Raw genomic sequence first — 26,532 nt, 5'->3', positions numbered from 1 at the left:
AGACTTGGGGTCGCCATGAAACGAGTGCTTGGCCTGCTGAGTATGATCGTTCTGCCCGCCCTTCTGCTGGGGGGCTGCGAACTTGATGTTCTCTCGCCGATGGGCCAGGTGGGGGCCGAAGAAAAACGGCTGATCCTGATCATCACCGGATTGATGCTGATTGTGGTGGTGCCGGTTATCGTGCTCACCCTGATTTTCGCCTATCGCTACCGGGCGTCGGCCGGGGCGCGGTATGAGCCGAACTGGTCGCACTCCAATGTGCTGGAAGCCATTGTCTGGGGTGTGCCGGTTATCCTGATCATCATCATGGGCGTGATGACCTGGATCAGTACACATACGCTCGATCCCTATCGGCCGCTTGATGTGCCGGGCAAACCGCTCAAAGTCGAAGTGGTGGCGCTCGACTGGAAATGGCTGTTCATCTACCCCGAAGAAGGCATTGCCACGGTCAACGAAATGGCCATGCCGGTGGGCCGGGCGGTGGATTTCTCCATCACATCGGATGCCGTGATGAATTCCTTTTTCATCCCACGGCTAGGCACACAGGTCTATGCCATGGCCGGTATGAAGACCAAGCTGCATCTGATTGCCGATCATGCCGGGATTTATGACGGCATATCGTCCAATTATAGCGGTGCCGGTTTCTCGGGCATGAAATTCAAGGACCATGCCGTGTCGGATAAGGATTTCGATGCCTGGGTGGCCAAGGTCCGCACGCTGGGCGGTACGCTGGACGCCGATCACTATGCTGCGCTGGCCAAACCCAGTCAGAATAACCCTGTCGCCTATTACGCCACCGTTCCTAAGGGCTTTTTCCAGAGTCTGCTCGATAAGTATCGCTATGGCGGCACGATGCGCCACGGTGCGGATCATAAAATGACACACGCTACGGGACAGGATCATCCTGATTCCCATGACATGCCGATGAAGTAGGGGCAAACATGTTCGGAAAATTCACCCTTGATGCCATTCCGTATCATGAACCCATTATCATGGGCGCTGTCGGAATGATGGTGCTCGGCGCGCTGGTTGTGGCGGGCCTGCTGACCTGGCTGGGTAAGTGGAAATGGCTGTGGACGGAGTATATTACTTCGGTCGATCATAAAAAAATCGGTATCATGTATATCGTGCTGGGCATCGTCATGCTGGTGCGTGGGTTTGCCGATGCGCTGATGATGCGGGCCCAGCTTGCTCTGGCCTATGGTGCCAATCACGGCTTTTTGCCGCCGCATCATTACGATCAGGTCTTTTCGGCTCATGGCGTGATTATGATCATCTTCGTTGCCATGCCGCTGGTGATCGGGTTGATGAACATTGCGGTGCCGCTTCAGATCGGCGCGCGTGATGTGGCGTTTCCGTTCCTTAATTCGCTAAGTTTCTGGCTGACCTTTTCCGGCATGGTGCTGATTAACATGTCGCTGGCGATTGGCGAGTTTGCCAAGACCGGCTGGACCGCCTATCCGCCGCTCTCGGAGCTGGCGTTCAGTCCGGATGTCGGGGTGGATTATTACATCTGGAGTTTGCAGATCAGCGGGCTGGGAACGCTGCTCACCGGGGTGAATTTCTTCGTCACCATCCTGAAAATGCGCACCCCCGGCATGAAGCTAATGGATATGCCAATTTTCAGCTGGACGGTTTTGTGCACTAACACGCTGATCATTGCCGCTTTTCCGATTCTGACGGTGACGCTGGCCCTGCTGGCGGGGGATCGCTATCTCGGCATGCATTTCTTCACCAATGATTTCGGCGGCGAACAGATGATGTATGTCAATCTGTTCTGGGCCTGGGGCCATCCGGAAGTTTATATTCTGGTGCTGCCCTGTTTCGGTATCTTCTCCGAAGTTACCGCAACCTTTTCCGGCAAACCGCTGTTTGGCTACACATCGATGGTGTGGGCATCGATAGCCATCACCTTTCTGTCGTTCATCGTCTGGCTGCACCATTTCTTCACCATGGGATCCGGGGCCGACGTCAACGCCTTCTTCGGTATCACCACGATGATTATCGCGGTGCCAACCGGCGCGAAAATGTTCAACTGGCTTTTCACCATGTTTCGTGGCCGTATCCGGTTTGAGCCACCCATTCTGTGGACGATCGGCTTCATGATCATCTTTACGCTGGGCGGGATGACCGGGGTGTTGATGTCGGTGCCGGGGGCTGATTTTGTGCTGCACAACAGCCTGTTCCTGATTGCCCATTTCCATAACACGATCATTGGCGGTGTGGTGTTCGGCGTCTTTGCCGGGATCTACTACTGGTTCCCCAAGGCGATGGGCTTTAAGCTGCATGCGGGCTTGGGCAAAGCGTCGTTCTGGTGCTGGTTTGTCGGCTTCTTTGTCGCCTTCATGCCGCTCTATGTGCTGGGCTTCATGGGTATGACCCGGCGCATTAGCCATTACGATAATCCCGCCTGGATTCCCTGGTTACATACGGCGATGCTGGGGGCACTGATTATCGCCGCTGGTATCGGGTTCACTCTGTTGCAGATTGCCTACAGCATCTGGAAACGCAAAGAGCTGCGCGATTATTCCGGCGATCCGTGGAACGGGCGCACACTGGAATGGTCGGTATCCTCCCCGCCGCCATTTTACAATTTTGCTGAATTGCCGAATGTCTCTGGCCGGGATGCCTGGGCCGCGCGCAAGGCGGCCGGATTGGGCTGTGACATGCCGGTCAGCTTCCACGACATCCATATGCCGCGCAATTCTGCGGCCGGTCCGCTGATCGGCATTGTCAGTATCGGTCTTGGTTTCGGCCTGATCTGGCATATCTGGTGGATGGCGATTGCCAGTTTCCTGGTGATGTTCGCGGTGCTTTTGTGGCGCCTGCTGGATGACGATACCGACTATTTCGTACCCGCGACCATCGTGACACGGATCGAGCGGGCCCATGTCTTGACCCGGGAGGGCTAATACCATGCAGATCGATCTTCCCGGAGCCTTTTCGTTCAGCGCGCCCCGGCCTACCCATGCCGCGCATCATGATGATGACAAGACCGTATTCGGTTTCTGGATCTATCTGATGAGTGACTGCGTGCTGTTCGCGGGGCTGTTTGCCACCTATGCGGTGCTGTGCGCCAACACTGCCGCAGGGCCTGCCGGGCGGGATGTTTTTGAACTCGACTATGTTCTGGTCGAAACCTTTTTCCTGCTGTTCAGCTCGGTCACCTATGGCTTTGCCATACTGGCGCTCAGGCTGAACTGGCGCAAATGGCTGCTGGCCTGGCTGGGGCTGACATTTCTGCTCGGGCTTGGCTTCGTCATTATGGAGGTCTGCGAGTTTCAGCATCTTATCGCTATCGGTTACGGCCCGGATCGCAGCGCTTTCCTGTCCAGTTTCTTCACACTGGTCGGCACCCACGGGCTGCATGTCAGTTGCGGTCTGATCTGGATGGCGGTGATGATCGGGCAGATCCTCAAACGCGGTTCGGGCGGTTCGGTTCCGCGCCGGCTGATGTGCTTAAGCCTGTTCTGGCACTTTCTTGATATCGTGTGGATCTGCCTGTTCAGCGAAGTCTATCTGATGGGAGTCGTGTGATGGACGAACTCGAAATCCAGAATGCTCTGCCACATTCCGGCGCTCCCCATCCGGCAGCCTCTCATCATGGTGGTCCTCACCATGGCGGCCTTGCGGAATATCTGGTGGGCTTTGGTTTCTCGGTCATTCTGACCGCACTGCCTTTTGCGGTGGTAATGGAAAAGCTGTTGCCGCAAGGTAATGCCATCAGCCTGATTATCGTTTGCGCGCTGATCCAGATCGTGGTCCATCTGCATTATTTCCTGCACATCGATCTGTCGCGGTCGCAAAGCTGGAATTTGATGTCCTTCGTCTTCACCGTGATCATTGTTGCCATACTGGTCGGTGGTTCGGTGTGGATCATGACCAGCATCGGCCACCATATGATGGCCCCATGACAGGGGCACGCTGGGGTGCCCGGATTGCTGTGTATGGTCGCCTTGCCAAGCCGGGTATTGTGCTGGGCAATCTGGTCGCCACCCTGGGCGGCTTCATGCTGGCATCCCATGGCCGGATTGATTGGCCGGTCTTTGCGCTGGCACTGTGCGGCTCGGCTGCGGTGGTGGCGGGCAGTGGTATTTTCAACAATATCATCGACCGCAATATTGATGCGGTGATGTCCCGCACCCGGCACCGCGCGCTGGTTACCGGCGTGGCGGATCGGCGCGTGGCATTTGTGGTGGCAGTGCTGCTGTGTCTGGCCGGTCTGGGGTTGCTCGGTCGGATCGGTCCTGCCCCGGCCCTGCTCGCCTTGTTCGGAATTGCGGTCTATGTCGGGCTTTACAGTCTGTGGCTCAAACGCCAGAGCGTCCATGGCACGCTGGTCGGCAGCCTGTCGGGCGCGGTGCCACCCGCCATCGGCTATGCGGCGGCGGGGCAGGTCGATTTCGGTATGGTGCTGCTGATGCTGCTGTTCTGCCTGTGGCAAATGCCGCATTCCTATGCCATCGCACTGCTGCGGGCCGAGGATTATGCCGCCGTCCACATCCCCCTGCCGCCGCTGCGCCATGGTGCGGCGTGGGCGCGCCGCCATATTTGCTATTATCTGACAGCGCTTCTGCTGACCGCTATGCTGATGACGCTGTCGGGTTATGCGGGCTATGGCTTTCTGGCCGTGGCGCTGCTGTCGGGCGGTTACTGGCTGGGGCTGGCGCTGTGGGAGTATGGCGAGACCATTGCCTGGGCCCGCCGCCAGTTGCTGTGCTCGCTGATTACCGTCGTCGCTTTAAGCCTGTCGATGGCGATCCGCCTGCCGGTCTGACCTTTTTTCCCACCATACCTCCTCTGCGGCAAATCGATTTGGCAGCGCTGTCAATGATACCGGTGTCAGATTCGCTGTTTCCGGGTGATTCTTAACGTGCTAGAGCGGTGGGAAATATCGGGTGGAGAAGCGAAAGTCATGGCATGTCGGATTGCGCTGTTTGGTGAGTGCATGATCGAGCTGCGCGGGCAAATGTTTGGCACCATGCAGCAGAATTTTGGTGGTGATACGCTGAACACCGCGGTGTATCTGGCGCGGCTGACCGCCGACAGCGATATCCGCGTGGCCTATGCCACCCAGCTGGGCAACGACGCCTACAGCGATGCCATGGTCGCTGCCTGGAACGAGGAAGGTATCGACACCACCATGGTCCGCCGGGACGAGGGGAAAATGCCCGGTCTCTACACCATTCAGGTCGACGACAAGGGCGAGCGGACCTTTTATTACTGGCGCGATATGAGCGCGGCGAAAGATTTCTTCGTTGCCGCCGATTGCGCACTGGAAGATCAGCTGGATCAGATCGACATGCTCTATTTCAGCGGCATCAGCCTTGCGGTGCAGCCCGAGCGCGGGCGCGAGCGCCTGTTTGGCCTGATCGAGCGTTTGCGGGCCCGTGGCGGCAAGGTGGCTTTTGACAACAATTATCGCCCCCGGCTGTGGCGCGGCAATCCCGATACGCTGGCCTGGTACGAACGGGCCTATGCCAATGCCGATATGTGCTTCATTACGCTGGAGGATAATGCCGCCCTCTATGGCCTTGATACGGCGGCAGCGCTGGAAAAATCGCTGGCGCTGCCCTCGGCCGAGGTGGTGATCAAACGCGGCGTCGATCCCACGCTGGTGCGTATGGCTGGCGATGCGCCGATTGCGGTGCCGACCTTTGCGGTGAAAAAGGTGGTCGATACCACCGGGGCGGGGGATTCCTTTGCCGCGGGCTATCTTGCCGCCCGGCTGCAGGGCCAGAAGCCCGAGGTTGCCGCCCGTTCCGGCAACAAGCTGGCTTCGATCGTGGTGCAGCACCCCGGCGCCATCATTCCGCGCGACGCGATGCCGGTTTTCTTTTTTGGATAGGTGGCGCTTTGGCGCCTTTCCTGCGCGCGGCGACATCTGCTAGAGCTGGCGCCATCAATTGGTGGCCGCTGAAGGCCGATTGCGTATGGTGGCGAATATGACCCCCGAAGAAATCCGTTCCCTGAAATATGCCGCGGCAGCCCGCGCGCTCGAATTTGTCGAGCCGGGCATGAAGCTTGGCCTTGGTTCGGGCAGTACGTCGGCGGCTTTCGTCGATCTGCTGGGTGTGCGGGTGCGGGGGGGCTTGAAGGTTGTCTGCACCCCGACTTCAGAAGCTATTGCCGAACAGGCCCGTGGCCTTGGCATTCCACTTAAGAAACTGGCCGATCTGGCCCCGCTGGATCTGGTGGTCGATGGTGCCGATGAAGCCGATGCCGATCTGAACCTGATCAAGGGCGGCGGCGGGGCCCTGACGCGCGAAAAGATCGTCGAATCCTCGGCCAAGCGCTTCATCGTCATTGCCGATGCCAGCAAACTGGTCGAACGGCTGGGCCAGTTCCCGCTGCCGGTCGAGGTGGTAACCTTCGGCCATGAAACCACCGCCATGCGCATCACGGATGTTACGCGTAAACTGGGCTATGCCGATGTGCCGCTGGTGTTACGCGAAAAGAATGGTGACGTGTTCAAGACCGATGGCGGCAATGTGATTTACGATTGCCATTTCGGTGCCATTACCGATGCCGGGGCGCTGGCAACCGCGCTGTCGTGCATCGCGGGCGTGGTCGAACACGGCCTGTTCACCGGCATGGCCGAGGCGCTGATCCTCGCCCATCCCGATGGCTGTAAGGTGATTTATCCGCGTTAATCGCGCTTCGCCTCGGCTTTCAGCAGGCTGAGCGACGCGGCAAGGATCAGCACTGCGCCCAGCCACAGATAGCCGTGCGGTGCGGTGGCAAACACCAGATAGCTCGCGGCGATATTAAGCGGCAGACGGATATTATCGAAGGGCTGTAAGAAGGCCGCATCGGCGCTGGCATAGGCGCGGGTGAGCAGAGCTTGCGCGACGGCGGTCAGCGCCCCCAGCGCCACAATGATGCCCAGCACATTCCCTGTGGGTGGAGCAAAGGTGGCCAAAGCAAAGCCGCTGCCCGCCGCCAGAAACACCGCGTTGATCGGGGTGAGCAGCGCCAGCAGATACACCGTGACCGCTTCGGGCTTTTCGGTGGCGACAAAGGATTTGGTCATCAGCGAAAACGCCGCCCACATTGCGGCCGAGCCGAGCGGGAACAGGCTGTAGAGCGTGAACGTCGTTGACCATGGTGCCAGGATCAGCATGCCACCGGCAAAGCCCACAAGGGCAGCCAATCCGCGCCGGACACCGATCTTTTCACCCAGAAACAGATGCGCGCCCAGAATGGCCAGAAAGGGCGAGGTCATGTCGAGTGCCACCACCTGCCAGATCGCCACGCCATGGGTCAGGGCTGCAACAAAGAACTGCACCCCGATGGTGGCCAGCACCACACGCAGAATGTGATGCCACGGCCGCGTGGTGCGAAAGGCGCGCACGCCATGGCGGATCAGCAGCGGCAGAAAGAAAACCAGCGCCAGCCCATATTGCCAGAACGCCAGCGCCATCGACGGATAGTGATAGTGCAGCGCCAGCCACTGGGTCAGGATGTTAATCAGGGCGAACAGCACACCTGCCGTCACCATATAGGCCGCGCCGCGCAAAGGGGCCGACCGGAATAGCGATTTAAACATTACACCTTCTCTTTCATCCGGACTGTACCGTCGGCTTCGGAATTACACCGAAATCTGCTGACCCCGTTACACGGGCGCTCGCGGGCTATACCGCCGGTGGGGAATTGCACCCCGCCTCTGAGAATGTGGCTGTGGCCACGGCGGGCGTTTTACCCCAAGCCGCCCCCGCTGCCAAGCCGGGGCCGGAGGATGGTTTACAGGGCCTGCCCCTAGGGGATCAGGTCGGCCAGCACATGGCTGATCAGGCGGGGGCTGCGGTCCGATCGCGGGCGGGGTGGGGTGCCGCCGGTTACGCTGGCCGGGGTCAAATTGTCTGTCATGCGGCTGGCCAGCGTTTCACCTTTCAGCACGCGGGCCATATCGGCCAGCACCTCATAGCTCATGGCGTAATAGCTGTGGCCCACCGTGTCGGCGGGCACATGCCCCGCATCAATCAGGTCGATGCTGGTGGCTACGGCGTCCGGGGCTGGTGGATCCAGTCTGGCCCCCAGACGGGCGACGCCGCCATGGTTGCGTGCAGACAATGCCAACATGCTGTCGGCGTGCGAGGCATAAAGGGTGATGCGGCCAACATAGGGCGCGGCACGGGCTGCCAGTTGCAGAAAGTCGTTTTGCCCCGGCTCCGCCCCGATGTCAGCCCCACTCAGGATTAGTTCGGCCACCGGTTTGGGCACCGGTTTGAGCGCTGCGGTCCGGCCATCGGCAAACCCGGCCAGTGTCGCCAGCGCCAGCCTTGCCCCCATGCTGTGGCCAATGATGTTAACGCCAAGCCCCGCTTCGTTCAGTTCGCGGAGAAATTCGGCAAACAGCGGCTGGGCATAAAAGCTGCGTTCCAGATCCACCTCATAGCGTTTCAGGGCAACCTCGCTGGTCCAGCTGAAGGCAGCCACTGGGCAGGGATAGGCCGTGTCGGCCCGAATCTGACCGGCGCGCAGCACCGCGCCATCAAAGCCGGTGTGGAAGCCATGCACAAACACCAGAACCTGATGACAGTTCTGTGCCGCGGCTGCGGCGACGAGGGGCGTTACGGCACCGGCCAGTGCGCCGCTTTGTGCCGTTGTGGTGCAGGCGGTGGGGTGATTGGCGGTGATATAGCCCCACGGCATATCCTGTCCCGGTAACGGTGCCGCCGGAATAACCGCATCGACCTGACCGCACGACGCCGTGGCCGCCCACCGGGTGCCAAAGCCGCCCGGGGCCGCCGTGTCGGCGGCGCGGTCGGTAACATATACGATACTGGCAAGGGTGGGGCGGGCGTCCGGGCTGCGATAAACCGAATGGACCGGGGCGGCATCGTCCAGTGCACATCCCGCAAGAACCGTTAAAAGGGCCAAAATCAGTACATATCGCATCGCAGTATTCCTGCATCTGGCGGGGCACTCTGGCAAGAATTGTTACTATTTGGGGTTGAGGCAAAGCGTCCTAATGTCTGATTGATGGCTAACCAGCATGACAGTTTTGTGCTAACCCTATAAGTGGAAACGTAAGGGAGTGCGCGAAGTGAGTGAAAAACTCGCCGTGTTGTTTGTCTGCTTGGGCAACATCTGCCGTTCGCCCATGGCTGAAGCCGCTTTCCGCGCCGAATGTGCGCGCCGCAACTTGGATATCAAATACGACTCCGTTGGTATCGGTGATTGGCATGAAGGCCAGTCTCCCGATCCGCGGGCGTGTGATGTCGCCAAGGCGCACGGGGTTGACATAGAAGGCCATAAGGCCCGTCAGATCCGTGAGAAAGACTTCTATCACTACGATCTCGTCCTGGGACTGGATCGTGAAATTACCGACGATCTGAAGCGTTTAAGCCCGCCCGGGGCCCCCGCGCATGTCGATTTACTGATGAACTATGTTCACGGTAAAGTCGGGACTTCGGTGCCCGATCCTTATTATGGCGGCGCGCAGGAATTTCAGGATGTTTGGGACATGGTGGCCCAGGCTGCGCGGGCGCTGGCCGACAGGCTGACCGAAGATGCTATTCCGGAGAAGATGGCAGCCGCTAAATAGCGGTTTTAAGCTAACCGGCAACAAAAAAACGGGCGGTGATGAGCCGCCCGTTTTCTGTATGTAAGACGCTAGGTTTAGACCAGCGCCTGCTTGACCGCCGCCTTCAGGGTTTTGAGGCCCTTTTCGACGTCGAGCAGATGGATGCGGATGACGCGGCGACCGCGTTCTTCCAGCACCGCCAGATCGCCCGCGGCCTGCGAATCCACCACGGCACCGAAACCATACTGTTCGCCGGGCACATTGTGCGCGACCTTGTGGTTGCCGGTGATCTGGAGGAACACGCCGGTGGCCGGGCCGCCCTTATAGGCCTGGCCGGTTGAATGCAGGAAGCGCGGACCAAAGCCGAGACCGGCCGCAGCGCCCTTCTTGTCACGGATGTTGGCGCGAATGGCATCCAGCACCGCCGCATTGGCTTCTGAGCGTTCAATGAAGGCAAGGATCGCCACATAATCGTTCGGGGCGATGCGGGCAAAATGCGCCGCCAGCACGTCGGCCAGCGTCTTCTTGCCCTTGAGTGCCTTGGCATTGGCGGCATCGGCAAAGACCAACACGCCATTCTCGCTGATCGTGGCGGGAACATAGGTGCCAGCGCCGCCCTTATCCATCAGCTCGCGCGTTTTGATTTTCGCGGCTTCAACGTCGGGCTGATCGAACGGATTGATGCCGAGCACCGCACCGGCAACCGCCGTCGCCATTTCCCACTGATAGAACAGGCGGAACAGCTGATACGGCCCATCCACTTCGATGGTGATGACCGGATGCTTCTTGGCCAGCTGGGCAATGATCTCGTCATTCTCGTTCTCGCCCTTGATTTTGAGCGAGACGAAAACGCGGTCGTCACCATACTTGTTGGCCTTGGCAATCGGTTCGCCATCGACCGGAATGATGCCAACGCCGCCCTTGCCGGTGGATTCGGCCACCAGCTGTTCAAGCCAGGCACCAAAGCTCTTGAGGCCCGCCGAGGCGAACACCGTCAGCTTGTCGACGCCTTGGGTGGCCAGCGTGCCCAGCGCCAGACCCAGCTGCACGCCGGGGTTGGTGGCCGGGGGCGAAAGCTCGCCACAGGCGGCCTGCATCTGGGTGGCTTCCGTCAGCAGCTTCTTCAGGTCAACGCCTGCCGCTGCGGCCGGAACCAGACCGAACATCGACAGCACCGAGAAGCGACCGCCGATGGTGGCATCACCTAGGAAAATATCGGCAAAGCCATCAGCCTTGGCGACCTTTTCCATCTTCGAGCCCGGGTCGGTAATGGCAACAAACTGCTTGCCAGCATGTGCCTTGCCAACCAGCTTGGTGACCTTATCGAAATAATAGGCCTTGAAAATGTTCGGTTCGAGCGTGCTGCCCGACTTCGACGCGACGATGAACAGCGTGGTTGCCAGATTGATCTTGGCATCCAGGCTGGAAATTTCGTCCGGATCGGTGGAGTCGAGAATGTGGAACTTGGCAAAGCCCGGCTGCTGGCCGATGGTGGTCGACACCACCTCGGCACCGAGCGAGGAACCGCCCATGCCCAGAAGCACGATGTCGCTGTAGTTAGCGGCCTTGACCTTGGCGGCAAAGGCTTCCAGCGCCGGCAGTTCGGCCGCAATCCGCGTCGGGATATTAAGCCAGCCGAGCCACTTGGCTTCAGTTGTCTTCGACCACACCGAGGCGTCCTTGGCCCACAGCTTACGAATGGTGCCTTCGGCGGTCCACTTCGCTTTGGCGGCTTCGAAAGCGGCGGTTGCCTTAGCCGCATCAATGGTCAGCTTCAGCGCATGGCCGGTCAGCTTGTCCGACTTCTGAGCAATCGCGCCAAACAGCTGGTCAGCGGCGACGGCAAACTTGTCCACGCCATCGACGACGAGGAAATCGGTCACTTCGTCCAGCGAGATGCCGACCTTGGCCAGATCCGCCAGCACCTTGTCGGCGCCTTCGGGATCCAGCGGCAGGCTGTCGGAAGCCGTGCCATGGTCGCGGAAGGCTTCCACGGTGGCGGGCGGCATGGTGTTGACGGTGTTCTGGCCGATCAGGGTTTCGACATAGAGCACGTCAGAATAGTCTTTGTTCTTTACCCCGGTCGAGGCCCACAGCAGACGCTGCGGATGGGCACCACGGGCCGCCAGCTTTTCCCAGCGCGGGCCAGAGAACAGCTTGTGATATTCCTTGTACGCCTGTTTGGCGTTGGCAATTGCCACCTTGCCCTTGAGCGATTCCAGCAGAGCCTTCTTGTCGCCCGAAGCCTTGGCAATCAGCTTATCCAGCTTATCGTCAATCATGGCGTCGATACGGCTGACAAAGAAGCTCGCGACCGAGGCCATCTTGGACAGATCGGCATCCTTTGGCTGCGCTTCCAGGCCGGCGATATAGGCTTCAGCCACCTGGACGTAGACGTCCTTGGCGAACAGCAGCGTAACGTTAATGTTGATGCCTTCCGAGATCAGCGTCTGGAACGCCTTCACGCCTTCGGCAGTGGCGGGCACCTTGACCATCAGGTTGGGGCGATCAACATCGGCCCAGATCTCGCGTGCTTCGGCCACCGTAGCGGCTTCGTCATGGGCGATATAGGGCGAGACTTCCAGGCTGACGTAACCGTCAACGCCTTTGGTCGCGGCATAAACCGGCTTCAGCGCATCGGCAGCGGCCTTGATATCGGTCACGGCCAGACGGCGGAAAAGGGCCGCAATATCGGTGACACCGCTTTTCAGAAGCTCGGCAATCTCCGCATCATACTCGTCGGAGTGACCGATAGCTTTTTCAAAAATGGCGGGGTTGGAGGTCAGGCCCTTAATGCCTTCCTCGTCAGCAAGCCGTTTCAGCTCGCCGCTCTGCACCAGCCCGCGGCTTAAATTGTCCAGCCAGGGCGCTTGTCCGAATTTTTCGAGATCTTTCAGCGGGTTCATCTTGGATACGCGGGTCCTTCGTCGTTTCTGCCGGGCAGTTTCCCGGTCGTCTTTATCGATCGCCGTAGTATTATCTGGTCGAGGGGCAAAACGATACCCTCGCATACCCCCACTGCGGCCAGAGTTCGCGGGGGTATTTGTCAGACATATTACATAGCGCTTGCCGGTCTATACTTAAACTGGAAAAATAACCGTCTCATGTCATAAAAAGGATACAGCTATGAAACTCGCTCGCTTTAGCGCCGGTGGGGCGGCTGAGCTTGGTATTATTGATGAAAATGGCATATTTCCCGTATCGCGTGCAGCTCCGGCGCTGGGAACAGATCCGATCCGGCTGATTGCCGCGTGGGATACCCTGTCCGCCGGGCTCAAGGTGCTGGCCGAAAACAGCACCGAAAGGCTGGCGCTGGAATCAGTCCGGCTGCTGGCGCCGATCCCGCGGCCGGGCAAGATTCTGGCGATCGGACTAAACTATCGCGATCATATTGCGGAAATGGGCCACGCTTTGCCGGAAAATCCGACATGGTTTTGCAAGCAGCCGACTTCGGCAAACGGGCCTTACGATTCGATCCCCCTGCCAAAGGTGTCGGCCAAGGTCGATTACGAGGCCGAGCTGGTCGCGGTGGTTGGCACCGGCGGGCGCTACATTGGCAAAGAGGATGCCCCGGCGGCGGTGTTCGGCTTTTGCTGCGGCAATGATATCTCCGCCCGCGACTGGCAGAACGCCACGCCGCAATGGATGCTGGGCAAGGGCTTTGACGGCCATGCCCCCTTCGGCCCCTGGATTGTGACCGCCGACGAGGTTGGTAACCCGCATGATTTGAACATTGCCAGCTACGTCAATGGCGAGAAACGGCAATCTTCCAACACGCGCCATCTGCTGTTCAATGTGTGGGATCAGCTGTCTTATGTCAGCCAGGTCATGACGCTGGAGCCGGGCGATCTGATCTTCACCGGCACGCCTGGTGGCGTTGGCATGGGGCGCAAACCGCCGGTTTTTCTCAAGGACGGCGATATCGTCCGTATCGAGATCGATAAGCTGGGCCATATCGAAGGCCGCTGTGTGGCGGAAACCCTGCCTGCGTAACGGCAGACAAAAAAAAGCCGCATTGGCGGTGCGGCTTTTTTTTAAGTCAGGCTGTTATGCAGGATACGTGTAAGTCTGGCTTTGGAAACTTTAAACCGTCTTCAAAACAGTGGGCGCTGTCGCTTGCGGCAGCGCCCTGTTTCGGCCTAGCACTGTGGCTTGAGGCCGACAGATCCGCGGAGCGGATCCGTCTTTGCGTCCCTTTTGCTGGCATCCCAGCGGGACAAGATATGTATCGCACAACAGGCCCTAAAATGCAAGGAAAATGGGGCTTAAACGCGTGTCGGCAGACCGTTTTGACGGTCTTCCTGCGGCTATGGTTGTTGAATGTTGAACGTCATCGACAAAATACAGGATAGTCCTTAGGCGGATGGGGCTTGATGCCCGCTAAAACGCCCGATCTCCCCACAAAAGTAAGGTCACCGGCCTGCTGGACGGGCGGGGCATTCCACGCGTAAAGTCCCCCCGCCATGATGAATCTGTCTGATCTTTTGTCGGCCCGGGTGCCGCGTTACACCAGCTATCCGACCGCACCGCATTTTTCCGCCGCGGTTGATGCTGCTGTCTATGCCGATTGGCTGGGCCGTTTGCAGCCGGGGCAACCCTTGTCGCTCTATATCCACGTGCCGTTCTGCGATACGCTGTGTTGGTTCTGCGGCTGTCACACTTCGGTGGTCAATCACTATGCGCCGGTGGGGGCCTATCTCGACACCCTGCTGGCCGAGATTGAGCTTCTGGCGGCGAAAATCGGACCTGACCACCCCGTCACCCATTTGCACTGGGGCGGGGGCTCGCCAACGATTTTGTCACCCGAACATATTGCCCGGCTGACTGCTGCCTTGCGCCGCCATTTTCCCTTCGCGCCGGATGCGGAATTTGCCGTTGAAATCGATCCGCGCGATCTGACCGACGCCACCATTGCCGCAATGGCCGAGGCGGGCGTCAACCGCGCCAGTATCGGCGTGCAGGACGAAAGCGCAGTGGTGCAGCAGGCGATCAATCGCATTCAGCCACACGAAGTCACCCAGTCGGCGATTGAGCGCTTACGCGCCGCCGGAATTACCGGCATCAATATCGATCTGATTTACGGTTTGCCCCATCAGGGCGAGGCCGAGGTGGCCGCAACGGTTGCCCGCACGCTGGAACTGAAGCCGCAGCGTTTTGCTGTGTTCGGTTATGCCCATGTGCCGCATTTCAAAAAGCATATGGAACTGATCCGGCCGGAAACGCTGGCCGGTGCCGAGGCGCGGCTCAAACAATATGAGCTGGCCCATCGGCTGCTCTGCGCTGGCGGTTATGTGCCGGTGGGGCTGGATCATTTCTCTCTGCCTGACGATGGGCTGGCCAAGGCGCTGGCGGCGGGCAAACTGATGCGCAACTTTCAGGGCTATACCGATGATGGCGCCCCCGCGCTGATCGGGCTGGGGGCTTCGTCCATCGGGGCCTTGCCGCAGGGCTATGTCCAGAATATCGCCCCGGTGCCGGAATATCGCAAACAGGTCGAGGCGGGCATGCTGCCGGTGGCCCGTGGTGTGGCGCTGTCGGACGAGGATCGCTTGCGTGGCGCGATTATTGAACGGCTGATGTGCGATCTGGCGGTCGACCTTGATGCTGTTGCCGCACCGTTCGGCAAGTCATCAGCCGATTTCCGTGACGAGCTTGAACGGCTGCAGCCCTTGTGTGAGGCAGGCTTCGTCCACCATGCACATGGTCGCCTGTCGGTGCCGCCCGAGGCGCGTTTTGGCGTGCGGTTGGCCGCGGCGGCCTTCGATGCCTATCTGCCGCGTGGCGGGGCGGTGCATTCGGTGGCGGTCTGATCAAAAAAAACGCCGCACGGTGTGGTGCGGCGTTTATCGTATCTGATGGCGTGCAGTGATTATGCTGCCTTCATGTCACGCGGGGATGCCAGGGTATTCAGCATATGCTCCGCCCGCGTCGCATAGTCCTCGATATTTGACGGGCTGTGTTCAAACTCGATGATATCTTCCAGCATCAGCATCGCCATGCCGTGCAGGGCGCCCCAGACCGACAGGCCAAGGGTGGTGTTGTTCAGGATGATGCCGATCTCAACACCGATGTCGCGTGCGGCACTGCGTAAGGCCGGATAGCTCTGCCGGTTGAGGATCTGCGATTCAAACATCAGCCGCGACAAGGCCGGATGATTGCGTATATAGCCCATGTAAACCCGGCACAGGCTGGAAATCTGGCTCTGCTGGTTTTCACCGCAGATGGTCGAAATTTCGTCGCGCAGCTCGATAAAGCCATGGCGGGCCACTTCGGCCAGCAGGGCTTCCTGACTGGCAAAATGGCGGTAGGGTGCGGCATGGCTGACATTGGCGGCGCGGGCCACACCCCGGAAACTGATACTGGCTGTGGTCTGGTTTTCCAACATGGTCCGCGCGGCTGTCAGCAGCGCATTCTTCAGATCGCCATGGTGATAGGAACCGCTACGGTCAGTACTGTTGTTGCCAGCTTGGTCTGGTGTTGCAATATCCATATCCGCTTCCTTAGATCTGTGGTTTCTGTGGGAGCCCGCCGGAAGCCAACCCATTACAGGTCTGGTTTCCGGCACTGGTTCTTCTCCGATGCTTTTATTTTGAGACGTCGATGGTGGCGTCCATTGACAGGCCAACGCGCAAGGGGTGGATAGCGAGCTCTTTGGGATCAAGCTCGATACGCACCGGTACGCGCTGGACGACCTTGATCCAGTTGCCGGTGGCGTTCTGGGCCGGGATGACCGAGAAGGCTGAACCCGTACCACCCGACAGACCGGCGACACGGCCGTGGAATTTGACCGAGGAACCGTAGAGGTCCGAAGTCAGAACGACAGGCTGACCGGCCCGTACCTTGGCCAGCTGGTCTTCCTTGTAGTTCGCATCGACATAGACCTGCGCGATTGGCACCACCACCATCACCGGGGTGCCAGCCTGCACGCGCTGGCCGATCTGCACCGAACGACTGGTGACCACGCCATCGACCGGGCTACGCACCACGGTACGGTCCAGATTGAGCTTGGCGGTATCACGGGCGGCCTTGGCCGCCAGCACTTCCGGGTGGCTCATTACGTCGGTGCCGTGGGTCAGGGCTTCCGCAGCAGCCAGCGCGGCCTTGGCGGATTCATAGGCGTTACGTACGGCGGCGATTTCATCGCCGGAAACCGCACCGCTTTTGGCAATTTTTTCGCGGCGGTCATAGTCGAGACGGGCGCGTTCGACATCAGCCTTGCGGGCATCCAGTGCAGTGAAATAACCCTGCACTTTGCGGATGGTGAGCTGATAGCCGGCTTCGGCCTGATTGTAGCCGAGCTGCGCATCCGCCGGATCGATGGTCATCAACACATCGCCCTTTCTGACGCTTTGCGCATTGTGCACCGGCACATCCAGCACCGTGCCCGAGGTCAGCGGCGTCACTTCGGCGGACGAGACCTGAACATAGGCGTTGTCGGTGGAGACATAGCGCGAACCAACCAGCAGCCACCACAATACGGCGGCAGCGGCGATGAGCGCCAGCACCACCGCAAACGCGGCCAGCTGACGACCGCGCCTTTGCTTCTTGCGGTCTTCTTCGGTCAGCACCGACAGGTCGCTGCCCTTCAACCAACCCATCGGACCAGATGTGGACCCATTGCGAGCCATGAAACGAACTCCTTACGTCTTAGCGTTTGTTGGTGGTGGCGGTGGTATCGCCAGTATTTTTGGAAGGGGCGGTGTAGCCACCGCCAAGGGCCCGGATCAGGGCAATGTCATAGGCAAAGGCTCCGGTCTGCAGATCAGCGACCGTACGGCGCTGATTGATCAGATCGGTTTCGGCCGACAGCACTTCGATGTAGCGTGCCAGCCCCGCCGCATAGCGGATCTTGATGACGCGATAGGCCTTCTCGCCGGCTTTGAGCGCACCGCGGGCATGGGTCAGTTCCGTCTCGACGCTTTTGCGGTTGGCATAGGCATCGGCGACATCGCGTAAGGCGTCGGTCAGCGTGGCGTCATAGCTGGCCACGGCGGTGTCGTAATTGGCCCGGGCCTGACCATATTGGCTGTCCAGACGGCCATAATCAAAGATCGGCAGGGTGATCGATGGGCCAAAGCCACCGACTTCCGACATCTCGGTCATGAGATATTTGGCATCCAGAGACTGCACACCAAACTGACCGACCAGATTGATCTCGGGGTAATAACCGGCTTTGGCGACCTTGATCCCGGACGCGGCAGATTCGGCGCGTTTCTTGGCCGCCACGATATCCGGGCGGCGTCCGATCAGCGACAGGGCCAACTGATCCGGCAGACCAAGCGAGCGCAGGCTGGCCTGCCCCGACGGGGCGGTGATGCTGCGGCCACGATCCGGGCCTTTGCCCATCAGGGCCGCCAGCTGGTTCTGGGTCAGCGTAATCTGGCGCGCCACGGTATCGAGATTACCCTTGGCACTCCAGACCTGGGCATCAGCCTGCGCCACGGCCGAGTCATTTTCCAGATTGTTGGCAAAACGCTGTTTGGTCAGGCCTGCACTTTCCTCGCGCTGCTGCAGGGCTTCCTGCGCCAGTTTCTGGTCAGCATAAAGTTGCACCAGCTGGGCATAGACCGTGGCAACGGCAGTCGAGATCTGCAGGCGGGCGGCGGCTTCATCGGCTTTGGCCGCTTCGGCAGCCGATGTGGCAGCGGCCAGCGCGGCGCGGTTCTTGCCGAAGAAATCCAGCTCATACTGCAGGCCTGCGGTGATCTGGGCCTCGTGATGCCAGCCCGACGGAATATAGGCGCGCTGGAATTTGCCGAGCTGGTTCTGGCTGAGCTGCGTTTCTGAAAAGCTGCCCGAAGCGTTGATCGTCGGCCACAAATTGGCTTCGCTGACACCCGCCTGTGCCACCGCGGCCCGCACGCGCGCCGAGGCGATTTTTAAGCTTGGCGAATCTTTGAGGGCTTCGTCGATCAGTGCCGTGAGTTGGGCGTCGTTATAGCCTTTCCACCAGTCTTCTTTGGGCCAGTCGCTGGGCGCGGCCTTGAAACTGTCGCTTGCGGCAAACTGCGAGACGTCCTGCACATGCGGCTTCGGGCCAAGGTTCGGTGTGCAGGCGGCCAAAGCCAGACCGCTCAGAAGAAGGGCAAGGGCGACGCGAAATTTGGGGGGGACGCCGCCCTTGCTAAGACCCCTTAAGGCATAAGCGGTCGCGCAGCTGGCTGCGCTATGGGAAGAAGCTAAACCGCTCATATGGGGCGCCTTAAGGGGAATGGTATGTACTGGGCCCATTATTTTCTCTTCGTGTTGGGGCGTAGTGCTTTGCTGCCTACGCAAGCTGTTAAACAGGAATGCCGGGGTGGACAGGTATGGTTGGTACGGATGGTGACGCATGTTTGTCCCCCCTAATGTGGTGCCGGGCCGCTGCCGCCAGCGGGGCGCGGGCGCGGGGCCAGCCATACTGCACCGGCCGCAATCAGCAGCGTGACGCCGATCAGCAGGAAGGTGTAGTTGGTGGCAAGCTGCACAGCCTGCCCCTGCACCAGACCATCCAGTGTGCTGCGGACCTGTTCGATCGGTGTGCCCTGTGCGGTGAAATGGTTGAGGGCGCCGCGCGTATCCATGCTGCCCACCAGTGAATCGCGCTTGAACTTCATGGCATCCTGCCAGATGGCGGAGACAATCGCGGTGCTGAAGGCGGTGGCCAGCGTTCTGACGAAGTTGAACTGACCGGCACCCGCCGCAATGTCTTTGGGTGGCAGCGAACTGACCGACATATCCATCAGCGGAATCATCACCAGCGGCAGACAGAGTCCTTGCAGCAATTGCGGCACGGCCAGTTGCCAGAAGGTAACTTGGTCGGTGTAGCCGACGCGCATCAGCACCGACACGGCGCCAACCAGAAGCCCCACCATGATGATCAGCCGGTGGTCTATCTTGGTCATCAGAATGGCGGCGGCAGGGGCGGCAGCCACTGCCAGCACGCCGCTGATGGCCGAGTTATAGCCCGCCCAGGTCGCGGTATAGCCCATGGCACCCTGCAGCCACATCGGCGTCAGGACCATGGCGGCAAACACCGCACCAAAGGCCAGGAAGATAACGACCAGCGAAACCGAGAAGGCGCGGTTGGCGAAGATCGACAGATTGACCACCGGACTTTTTTCGTTGCCTTCCCAGATCAGGAAGGTGCTGAAGCCAACGGCGCTGATAATGGCCAGGCCGACAATCATGTCGGAATTGAACCAGTCGGCGTCCTGACCGGTGCCGAGCAGGATCTGCAACGCACCAACCCACAGGATCAGCAAAGCCAGACCAGAGAAGTCCATCTGCTCTTTTTTGATCGGCGTCTCATAGGGGCGCAGCATCTTCCAGGCCAGAAAGCCCAGCGCCAGGGCAAACGGCACCTTGACGTAGAAAGCCCACTGCCAGCCCCAGTTATCACCCAGCCAGCCGCCCAGTACCGGCCCGGCAATCGGGGCCAGAACGGTGGTCATTGACCACACCGCCATGGCGGGGGTGGCAAACCGTCGGGGCACGATTTTCAGGAGCAGTGTCTGTGACAGCGGCATCAGCGGCCCGCCAGACATGCCGAGCAGAATGCGGCAGGCGATCAGCATGTTGAGCGATGTGGCCATGCCGCACAGCAGCGAAAACAGGCCAAAGCCAAGGATGCCGACCGAGAAAACCTTCACCGGGCCGAATCGCTCGGCCAGCCACCCGGTCAGTGGCACCATGATGGCTTCGGCGACGCTGTAGCCGGTGATGACCCAGGTGCCGCTGCTGGTCGAAACGGCCAGGCCGCCGGCGATATGGTTGACCAGCACGTTGGCGACCGTGGTGTCGAGAATGGCGAGAAAGTTCGCCATTGCCAGGATGAAGATGATGACCGCCAGCAGGAAGCCCTTGGGTTCCGGTCGCTTGGGGAGAGGTATAGAGGTCGTAGCTGCTTGTGTAACCACTTGCACTCACACAATTATTTCTGTACAGTACTGTACGGTTCAATTTAGTCCGTGTATAAGGGTTGGGTGCGTCCGTTGTCAACAAAAAAACTGACCCGTACGGTTCAGTTTTTTTGTTTCGGGCTCTCAGCAAGGTGTTTTCCGGCTGCTTTTCGGGGCGATACTTGTTATGGCCCCAGTGCGTTATGGTCCCCGTAAAAAATGGGGCGCATTCGAGGGTGTGTAATGGCTGAAATGGTGAAAAACTGGCGCGATGACCGCCGTAATGCGATTCTGGATGTCGCTCATCGCAGCTTTCTGGAAAACGGCTATGCCGCCACCTCGATGTCGGCGATTGCAACCAAGCTGGGCGGGTCGAAGACCACGCTGTACCATTACTTTCCGTCCAAAGACGCGCTGTTTATTGCCGTGGCGCGGGAAGAATGTGCCAAGTTCATGGATCGGCTGTACAGCAACCATGATTATTCCGGCGATACGCGGACCATTCTGGAGGATTTCTGCACCCGCTTCATGGGGGAAACCTTCCAACCCGATGCCGTCGAGTTTTTGCGCATGGTGGTCGCGCAATCGCCGCAGTTTCCCGAACTGGGGCGGGCGTTCTTTCGTGAATGTATCGAGCAGGGCGTGGTGCATGCAGAAAAATTTATCGGTCGCATGATGGCGGATGGTCGTTTGAAGGCCGAAGATCCCCGTCGTTGTGCAAGGTTTTTGTTGTCGCTGTGCTCCGGGGTTTACACGCTTGGGCGGCTGCTTTGCCCGGATGATCCACTTGGTGACGGGATTGATATCCGTACCCATGCTATGGATATTGTAGGGTTGTTCCTGCGTCTTTACGGGGCGGAATCTGCCGGGGCAAAGCCGTAAATGGTGGTTGCGGGGCTTTAAAATGCCCCAGCCAGATAGGGCTTGTAGCAATGCGGGCCAGTATCTATTTATGTCATAATATTTCTATTCTCTTGACTTAACGTCCGGCGCTTGATTTGTCTCGCGCCCGATTTTTATGGGTAGCGCAATGCGTGCAATTCTTTTTCCCGGTCAGGGCAGTCAGGCTGTCGGTATGGGCAAAGTCCTGGCCGAGGCCTTCGCCCCGGCCCGTGATGTGTTTGCCGAAGTCGACGAGGCTCTGTCGCAGAACCTGTCTCGCCTGATGTGGGAAGGCCCTGCTGACGAGCTGACACTGACGGAAAATGCTCAACCTGCCATTATGGCCGTCAGCATGGCGGTGGTGCGGGTGCTCGAGCAGGCCGGTTTCGACTGGGCCAAGCACGCCAGGCTGGTCGCAGGACATTCGTTGGGCGAATACAGCGCGTTGGCCGCTGCTGGCAGTTTCACGCTGGCCGATGCGGCGCGGCTTTTGAAGATTCGCGGTCTGGCCATGCAGGCCGCCGTGCCGGTGGGCGTGGGCGCGATGAGCGCGCTGATCGGCGTTGAGATTGATTTTGCCGAAGCGGTGGCGGCTGAAGCCGTTGCTGCCGCTACCGAGGCCAATGCTTTGTGCGTGGTCGCCAACGACAATGCCTCTGGTCAGGTGGTGATTTCCGGCCTTGCTGCGACGGTGGTCCGGGCTGGCGAGATCGCCAAGGCCAAGGGTGCCAAGCGAGTCGTACCGCTGGCGGTGAGTGCGCCGTTCCATTCGCCCCTGATGAAGCCTGCGGCCGAAAAAATGGCCGAAGCGCTGGCGGCAGTCCAGATTCAGGCCCCCAAAGTCGGACTGATTGCCAATGTTACGGCGGCGGAAACGCGTGATCCCGATACCATCCGCCGCCAGCTGGTTGAGCAGGTTTGCGGGCGGGTGCGCTGGCGTGAAAGCATCGCCGGGCTTGCCGCAGCCGGTATTGATGCCACGGTGGAATGCGGTGGGAATAAAGTGTTAAGCGGTATGGTGCGGCGGATCGACAAGACTCTGGCCACCACCGGTCTTGATACCCCCGACGATCTTGAAACCTTTGCGAGGACCCTGTGATGTTCGATCTTTCTGGAAAAGTTGCCCTCATCACCGGTGCCGGCGGCGGCATCGGCGGCGCGACCGCCCGTGCCCTGCATGCGCAGGGTGCCACGGTGGTGCTGGTCGATATGCGCCCCGAGGGTGTTGAGAAGCTCAAAGCCGAGCTGGGTGAGCGTGCTCACGCCCTGGTGTGCAATGTCACCGACGCGGCGGCGGTTGCCGATTTGCCCAAGGCTGTCGAGGAACTGGCTGGTTCGGTCGATATTCTGGTCAATAATGCCGGTATCACCCGCGACAATCTGATGATGCGCATGAAGGACGAGGAATGGGATGCCGTTCTCGCCGTTAATCTGACGGCGGTATTCCGCCTGTCGCGTGCTTTCCTGCGCGGTATGATCAAAAAGCGCTTTGGCCGTATCATCTCGATCTCGTCGATTGTGGGTGCCACGGGCAACCCCGGTCAGTGCAACTATTCGGCGACCAAGGCGGGTATTACCGCCATGTCCAAGTCGCTGGCCCAGGAAGTGGCCAGCCGCGGCGTCACCGCCAACTGTGTTGCCCCCGGTTTTGTTAAGACTCCGATGACCGATGTCCTGTCGGACGAGGTTAAGGCGGCCCTGTTGCAGAAGATTCCGCTCGGTCGCCTCAGCTCGGCTGATGACATTGCCCACGCAGTGGTATATCTGGCCAGCGAAGAGGCCGGTTATGTCACCGGTCAGACCATCCACGTCAATGGCGGGATGGCGATGATTTCGTAAACTTGGGGTGCCCTTCGGGGCCCTTGAGGGGGCCGTCTTGGTAAACAAGATGGCCTTTTGGGGTTGCTGCGCTTGCACTCCCCCATAAGAGTTGTTAATCGAAATGCCGTTGCCGCGGGCTGGGTTGTTCCGAATGCGGCCGTAAAATGCAGAAGAGAGGCCTAAACAGCAATGAGCGATACTGCCGAACGCGTTAAGAAGATCGTTGTCGAGCATCTGAACGTTGATGCCGAAAAGGTCGTTGAAGCCGCGTCCTTCATCGACGATCTGGGCGCCGACAGCCTGGATACGGTCGAGCTGGTCATGGCATTCGAAGAGGAATTCGGTATCGAAATTCCCGACGATGCCGCTGAATCCATCGTCACCTTTGGCGATGCGGTTAAGTACATCGAAAAAGCTAACGCCTAATAAAGTTGGGCGCTATGCGTAGAGTCGTCGTCACGGGGCTTGGTCTCGTCACCCCGTTAGGGTGTGGTGTTGATATTAGCTGGTCGCGCCTTTTGGCCGGCCAATCTGGTGCAAAAGCGATCACGAAATTCTCGACAGAGGGTTTCGCGACGAAGATCGCGTGTGAAGTGCCGCGGGGGACCGGCGAGGACGGCACCTTTAATCCTGATGCGTGGTTCGATCCCAAGGAACAACGCCGGGTCGACGACTTCATCGTTTACGCAGTCGCCGCGGCCAAACAGGCCGTGGCTGACAGCGGTTGGGTGCCTCAGACCGAAGAGGAACGTTGCCGCACCGGCGTCATGATTGGCGCAGGTATCGGTGGTCTCGACGGTATTGCGCAGGCTTCTTTGGTCCTGCAAGAAAAGGGGCCAAGGCGCATTTCGCCCTTCTTCATTCCTGGACGCCTGATCAATCTGGCATCCGGTTATGTTTCGATCGACCATGGTTTTAAAGGCCCCAACCACTCGGTGGTGACGGCCTGCGCCAGCGGTTCGCACGCCATTGGCGATGCGGCCCGTCTGATTGCGTATGACGATGCCGATCTGATGTTGGCCGGTGGTGCCGAAGGGGCGGTCTGCCCGCTTGGTATCGCCGGGTTTAACGCCTGCCGCGCTTTGTCGACCGGGTTCAACGATACGCCTGAAAAGGCCTCGCGCCCCTATGACAAGGACCATGATGGATTCGTCATGGGTGAGGGTTCCGGCATTGTCATGCTTGAGGAATACGAGCATGCCAAAGCCCGTGGCGCCAAAATCTATGGTGAGGTGATCGGTTATGGCCTGTCGGGCGATGCCTATCATATCACGGCGCCGTCGGAAGACGGCAATGGCGGCTTCCGCGCCATGGAAATGGCGGTCAAGCGCGCTGGTATTGCGGTGTCCGAAATCGATTACGTCAATGCCCATGGCACGTCGACCATGGCGGACTGGATCGAGGCCCGGGCGGTTGAACGTCTGCTGGGTGATGCTGCCAGCAGCGTATCAATGAGTTCGACCAAATCGGCAATTGGCCATCTGTTGGGCGCTGCCGGTGCTGTCGAAGCGGTTTTCTGTTTGTTGGCAATGCGCGATCAGATCGTGCCGCCGACAATTAATCTGGACAATCCTGAACATGAGACCCGGCTTGATCTGGTGCCTCATGTGGCCAAGAAGCGGTCGGTCCAGGTAGCAATGTCCAACTCCTTTGGCTTCGGTGGGACCAATGCCTCGCTGATTTTCAAGGCAGTGGCATAACGGCAGGGTAGGGGCAATATTTGGGTCCGCCCCTCTCTTTTTCAGATCGGCGGATGCTGTTTAAAGGCCGATCACATGAAAAAGTTTTTGGCTCTGATCGTGGTGCTGGCGGTGGTTATCGCCGGCATCGCGCAGTGGGGCTATTCCGTCTATACGCGCCCGGGTCCACAAGCGGCCAAGGGCAATGAGACGATTGTCACCATCAAATCCGGTATAGGCTTACGTGGCATCGCCCGGGCGTTAAAAGGCGCCGGGGTGATTGCTGACGATGATGTCTTTATGGTCGGGGCGCGCCTGACCGGGCGGGCCCATCTGCTCAAGGCGGGCGATTACGCCATCGCAAGCGGCGCCAGCATGAAGGCTATTGCCGATCAGATCGCCGATGGCCGTGTGCTGGTCTATAAGGTGACCGTTGCCGAAGGGCTGACCAGCCAGATGGCGGTCAATATCCTTGCCGACAATCCGGCGCTGACCGGTGATAAACCTGCAACACCGGAAGAAGGCAGTCTGCTGCCGGAAACCTATTTATTCCAGCGCGGTACAACGCGGACCGAAATCCTCGCCAAGATGCAAAAAGCGCAGCAGGATGTGATCGACCAGTTGTGGGAAACCCGCGCCAAGGGGCTGCCGTTCAGAACTAAGCGCGAAGCGGTGATCATGGCTTCGGTGGTCGAGAAGGAAACTGCACTGCCCGAGGAACGGCGCCATGTCGCATCGGTCTTCATCAACCGGCTGCGTCAGGGCATGAAGCTGCAATCCGACCCGACGATCATCTACGGCATTACCAAGGGCTATCCGCTTGGCCGCGGTATCCGTGAGAGCGAGATTAAGGGCAGCTCGCCCTACAACACCTATGTGGTGACGGGCCTGCCGGCCGGGCCAATCTGTAACCCGGGGCGCGACTCACTGGCTGCGGTGCTCAATCCGGCTGATACCAAAGATTTGTATTTTGTCGCGGATGGCAGCGGCGGCCATGCCTTCGCCGCTACCATAGATGAGCAGGTTCGTAATGTGCGCCATTGGCGTAAGCTTGAGAAACAACAGGCTAAAAAATAATCCGTAAGCAGAGTGATTAAGTTTTACTAAAATTCTATATTTATCTTCGCATCAAGCGTGCGGCTTTGAGGATTAAGCCGCACGCTGTGCAGTTAGGCCAGATCAGTTCGCCTGAAAGCGAATTGGAACTTTGATCGAGCCGGTCTTGGAACCAACTGGAATGGCATCGGCAACGCAGATCGCAGCCTTGTCAAAGCCATTGCTCGGGGTTGGCGCTTCCAACACTTTGCAGTCGGTCAGCTTGCCGTCGGCCGCGGTGCATTGCAGCATCACGGACGCGCTCTGCTTCGGGCTGGCAAATTTACTGACACAGGTGGAATAGGCTTCAGCCAAACTGGCGGCCTGAACTCCCCCGGCCGTCAGTGCAATCCCGGTCAGCGCGACCGCCAGGACAAAATACTTACGCATGGGCTTATAGTCTCTCAAGTGCTTACGGTTTCGTGTTCCCCGGTTTCTCCGTGGACCATATCTGGCAACTTTAGTGATAATTAACGTAAACGACAAGCTGTCAGCGATATGACAACTCTCTCGGTTAGCCTTAACAAGTAGTAAAGGATTTGAGGCTTTTATAAGGTATGCGTTAGTAGCTTGTTTTTTATTCTGGTACGTGTGGCATAATTTGCTGCTTATGATAATAAAAGGTGACGGCGTGTGTTCACACTTG

At 59.1% G+C, this 26,532-nt stretch carries 24 protein-coding genes and 1 riboswitch; of the genes, 16 read left to right on the top strand and 8 right to left on the bottom strand.

The genetic code is table 11. The features are described from left to right. Window positions 1-15 precede the first annotated feature (15 nt). The 7 genes from cyoA (at window position 16) to rpiA (ending at window position 6,653) form a co-directional block, all read left to right on the top strand. Entirely contained in the window at window positions 16-933 is a 918-nt protein-coding gene (gene cyoA, locus ACZ5RI_RS12045; protein ID WP_464513459.1) for a ubiquinol oxidase subunit II, read from the top strand. 8 nt (window positions 934-941) lie between these two features. After that, window positions 942-2,912, top strand: coding sequence for a cytochrome o ubiquinol oxidase subunit I (gene cyoB, locus ACZ5RI_RS12040; RefSeq protein WP_464513458.1), 1,971 nt, complete (start codon window positions 942-944; stop codon window positions 2,910-2,912). Window positions 2,913-2,916: 4 nt separating this feature from the next. Further along, window positions 2,917-3,537: a cytochrome o ubiquinol oxidase subunit III gene (gene cyoC / locus ACZ5RI_RS12035; RefSeq protein WP_464513457.1), complete on the top strand. Its 621-nt coding sequence runs from the start codon at window positions 2,917-2,919 to the stop codon at window positions 3,535-3,537. Continuing rightward, window positions 3,537-3,914, top strand: a complete 378-nt coding sequence (cyoD, locus tag ACZ5RI_RS12030; protein WP_464513456.1) for a cytochrome o ubiquinol oxidase subunit IV — start codon at window positions 3,537-3,539, stop codon at window positions 3,912-3,914. The genes cyoC and cyoD overlap by 1 nt, the downstream gene beginning before the upstream one ends. Continuing rightward, a complete protein-coding gene (cyoE, locus tag ACZ5RI_RS12025; protein ID WP_464513455.1) occupies window positions 3,911-4,777 on the top strand; it encodes a heme o synthase in 867 nt (288 codons plus the stop codon). The genes cyoD and cyoE overlap by 4 nt, the downstream gene beginning before the upstream one ends. Window positions 4,778-4,915: 138 nt before the next feature. Beyond that, window positions 4,916-5,848 (top strand): sugar kinase, encoded by a 933-nt coding sequence (locus ACZ5RI_RS12020; RefSeq protein WP_464513454.1) that lies wholly within the window; start codon window positions 4,916-4,918, stop codon window positions 5,846-5,848. Window positions 5,849-5,945: 97 nt separating this feature from the next. After that, window positions 5,946-6,653 carry a ribose-5-phosphate isomerase RpiA gene (gene rpiA, locus ACZ5RI_RS12015; RefSeq protein WP_464513453.1) on the top strand — a complete coding sequence of 236 codons (708 nt, stop codon included), beginning with the start codon at window positions 5,946-5,948 and terminating at the stop codon, window positions 6,651-6,653. Here rpiA and ACZ5RI_RS12010 read toward each other — a convergent pair. Together ACZ5RI_RS12010 and ACZ5RI_RS12005 are read right to left on the bottom strand one after the other, a co-directional pair. Then, window positions 6,650-7,549, bottom strand: coding sequence for a DMT family transporter (locus tag ACZ5RI_RS12010; RefSeq protein WP_464513452.1), 900 nt, complete (start codon window positions 7,547-7,549; stop codon window positions 6,650-6,652). The two genes, rpiA and ACZ5RI_RS12010, sit on opposite strands and share 4 nt — an antisense overlap. A gap of 1 nt (window position 7,550) precedes the next feature. Further along, window positions 7,551-7,678, bottom strand: a riboswitch (FMN riboswitch). 80 nt (window positions 7,679-7,758) lie between these two features. Beyond that, the gene (locus tag ACZ5RI_RS12005) at window positions 7,759-8,901 is read right to left on the bottom strand and encodes an alpha/beta hydrolase (protein ID WP_464513451.1); all 1,143 of its coding nucleotides are present in this window, start codon (window positions 8,899-8,901) and stop codon (window positions 7,759-7,761) included. 148 nt (window positions 8,902-9,049) lie between these two features. Here ACZ5RI_RS12005 and ACZ5RI_RS12000 point away from each other — a divergent pair, with 148 nt between their 5' ends. Continuing rightward, a complete protein-coding gene (locus tag ACZ5RI_RS12000; protein WP_464513450.1) occupies window positions 9,050-9,550 on the top strand; it encodes a low molecular weight protein-tyrosine-phosphatase in 501 nt (166 codons plus the stop codon). Between the two features lie 74 nt (window positions 9,551-9,624). Here ACZ5RI_RS12000 and ACZ5RI_RS11995 read toward each other — a convergent pair whose 3' ends face one another. Continuing rightward, window positions 9,625-12,435 carry a bifunctional transaldolase/phosoglucose isomerase gene (locus tag ACZ5RI_RS11995; protein WP_464513449.1) on the bottom strand — a complete coding sequence of 937 codons (2,811 nt, stop codon included), beginning with the start codon at window positions 12,433-12,435 and terminating at the stop codon, window positions 9,625-9,627. 220 nt (window positions 12,436-12,655) lie between these two features. On the opposite strand from ACZ5RI_RS11995, the gene ACZ5RI_RS11990 reads away from it, so the two are divergent. Together ACZ5RI_RS11990 and hemN are read left to right on the top strand one after the other, a co-directional pair. Continuing rightward, window positions 12,656-13,522 (top strand): fumarylacetoacetate hydrolase family protein, encoded by an 867-nt coding sequence (locus ACZ5RI_RS11990; RefSeq protein ID WP_464513448.1) that lies wholly within the window; start codon window positions 12,656-12,658, stop codon window positions 13,520-13,522. Window positions 13,523-13,992: 470 nt separating this feature from the next. Continuing rightward, window positions 13,993-15,339: an oxygen-independent coproporphyrinogen III oxidase gene (gene hemN / locus ACZ5RI_RS11985; RefSeq protein ID WP_464513447.1), complete on the top strand. Its 1,347-nt coding sequence runs from the start codon at window positions 13,993-13,995 to the stop codon at window positions 15,337-15,339. A 59-nt stretch (window positions 15,340-15,398) separates the two neighbouring features. Here hemN and ACZ5RI_RS11980 read toward each other — a convergent pair whose 3' ends face one another. The 4 genes from ACZ5RI_RS11980 to ACZ5RI_RS11965 all read right to left on the bottom strand — a co-directional run bounded on the left by ACZ5RI_RS11980 (window position 15,399) and on the right by ACZ5RI_RS11965 (window position 20,427). Continuing rightward, window positions 15,399-16,019 carry a TetR/AcrR family transcriptional regulator gene (locus ACZ5RI_RS11980; protein ID WP_464513445.1) on the bottom strand — a complete coding sequence of 207 codons (621 nt, stop codon included), beginning with the start codon at window positions 16,017-16,019 and terminating at the stop codon, window positions 15,399-15,401. Between the two features lie 94 nt (window positions 16,020-16,113). Continuing rightward, window positions 16,114-17,157 carry an EmrA/EmrK family multidrug efflux transporter periplasmic adaptor subunit gene (locus ACZ5RI_RS11975; protein ID WP_464513443.1) on the bottom strand — a complete coding sequence of 348 codons (1,044 nt, stop codon included), beginning with the start codon at window positions 17,155-17,157 and terminating at the stop codon, window positions 16,114-16,116. Window positions 17,158-17,176: 19 nt separating this feature from the next. After that, window positions 17,177-18,721 carry an efflux transporter outer membrane subunit gene (locus ACZ5RI_RS11970; protein WP_464513441.1) on the bottom strand — a complete coding sequence of 515 codons (1,545 nt, stop codon included), beginning with the start codon at window positions 18,719-18,721 and terminating at the stop codon, window positions 17,177-17,179. 152 nt (window positions 18,722-18,873) lie between these two features. Continuing rightward, complete coding sequence (locus ACZ5RI_RS11965) at window positions 18,874-20,427, bottom strand: DHA2 family efflux MFS transporter permease subunit (protein ID WP_464513438.1); 1,554 nt, start codon at window positions 20,425-20,427, stop codon at window positions 18,874-18,876. Window positions 20,428-20,652: 225 nt separating this feature from the next. Between ACZ5RI_RS11965 and ACZ5RI_RS11960 the strand changes: the two genes are divergently transcribed. The 6 genes from ACZ5RI_RS11960 (at window position 20,653) to mltG (ending at window position 25,868) form a co-directional block, all read left to right on the top strand. Then, entirely contained in the window at window positions 20,653-21,291 is a 639-nt protein-coding gene (locus ACZ5RI_RS11960) for a TetR/AcrR family transcriptional regulator (RefSeq protein ID WP_464513435.1), read from the top strand. A 148-nt stretch (window positions 21,292-21,439) separates the two neighbouring features. Continuing rightward, window positions 21,440-22,390 carry an ACP S-malonyltransferase gene (gene fabD, locus ACZ5RI_RS11955; RefSeq protein ID WP_464513432.1) on the top strand — a complete coding sequence of 317 codons (951 nt, stop codon included), beginning with the start codon at window positions 21,440-21,442 and terminating at the stop codon, window positions 22,388-22,390. Further along, the gene (gene fabG, locus ACZ5RI_RS11950) at window positions 22,390-23,130 is read left to right on the top strand and encodes a 3-oxoacyl-[acyl-carrier-protein] reductase (protein WP_464513430.1); all 741 of its coding nucleotides are present in this window, start codon (window positions 22,390-22,392) and stop codon (window positions 23,128-23,130) included. The genes fabD and fabG overlap by 1 nt, the downstream gene beginning before the upstream one ends. 171 nt (window positions 23,131-23,301) lie before the next feature. Further along, complete coding sequence (locus ACZ5RI_RS11945) at window positions 23,302-23,538, top strand: acyl carrier protein (RefSeq protein WP_464513428.1); 237 nt, start codon at window positions 23,302-23,304, stop codon at window positions 23,536-23,538. A gap of 14 nt (window positions 23,539-23,552) precedes the next feature. Further along, the gene (fabF, locus tag ACZ5RI_RS11940; protein ID WP_464513427.1) at window positions 23,553-24,812 is read left to right on the top strand and encodes a beta-ketoacyl-ACP synthase II; all 1,260 of its coding nucleotides are present in this window, start codon (window positions 23,553-23,555) and stop codon (window positions 24,810-24,812) included. Window positions 24,813-24,887: 75 nt separating this feature from the next. After that, entirely contained in the window at window positions 24,888-25,868 is a 981-nt protein-coding gene (gene mltG / locus ACZ5RI_RS11935; RefSeq protein WP_464513424.1) for an endolytic transglycosylase MltG, read from the top strand. Between the two features lie 102 nt (window positions 25,869-25,970). Here the strand turns inward: mltG and ACZ5RI_RS11930 are convergent, their stop codons facing one another. After that, window positions 25,971-26,276 carry a hypothetical protein gene (locus ACZ5RI_RS11930; RefSeq protein WP_464513420.1) on the bottom strand — a complete coding sequence of 102 codons (306 nt, stop codon included), beginning with the start codon at window positions 26,274-26,276 and terminating at the stop codon, window positions 25,971-25,973. Between the last annotated feature and the right edge of the window lie 256 nt (window positions 26,277-26,532).

The organism is Micropepsis pineolensis, assembly GCF_055392125.1.
The sequence above is the reverse complement of the archived record's forward strand: the minus strand, read 5'-3'. Positions and strand labels throughout refer to the sequence as shown.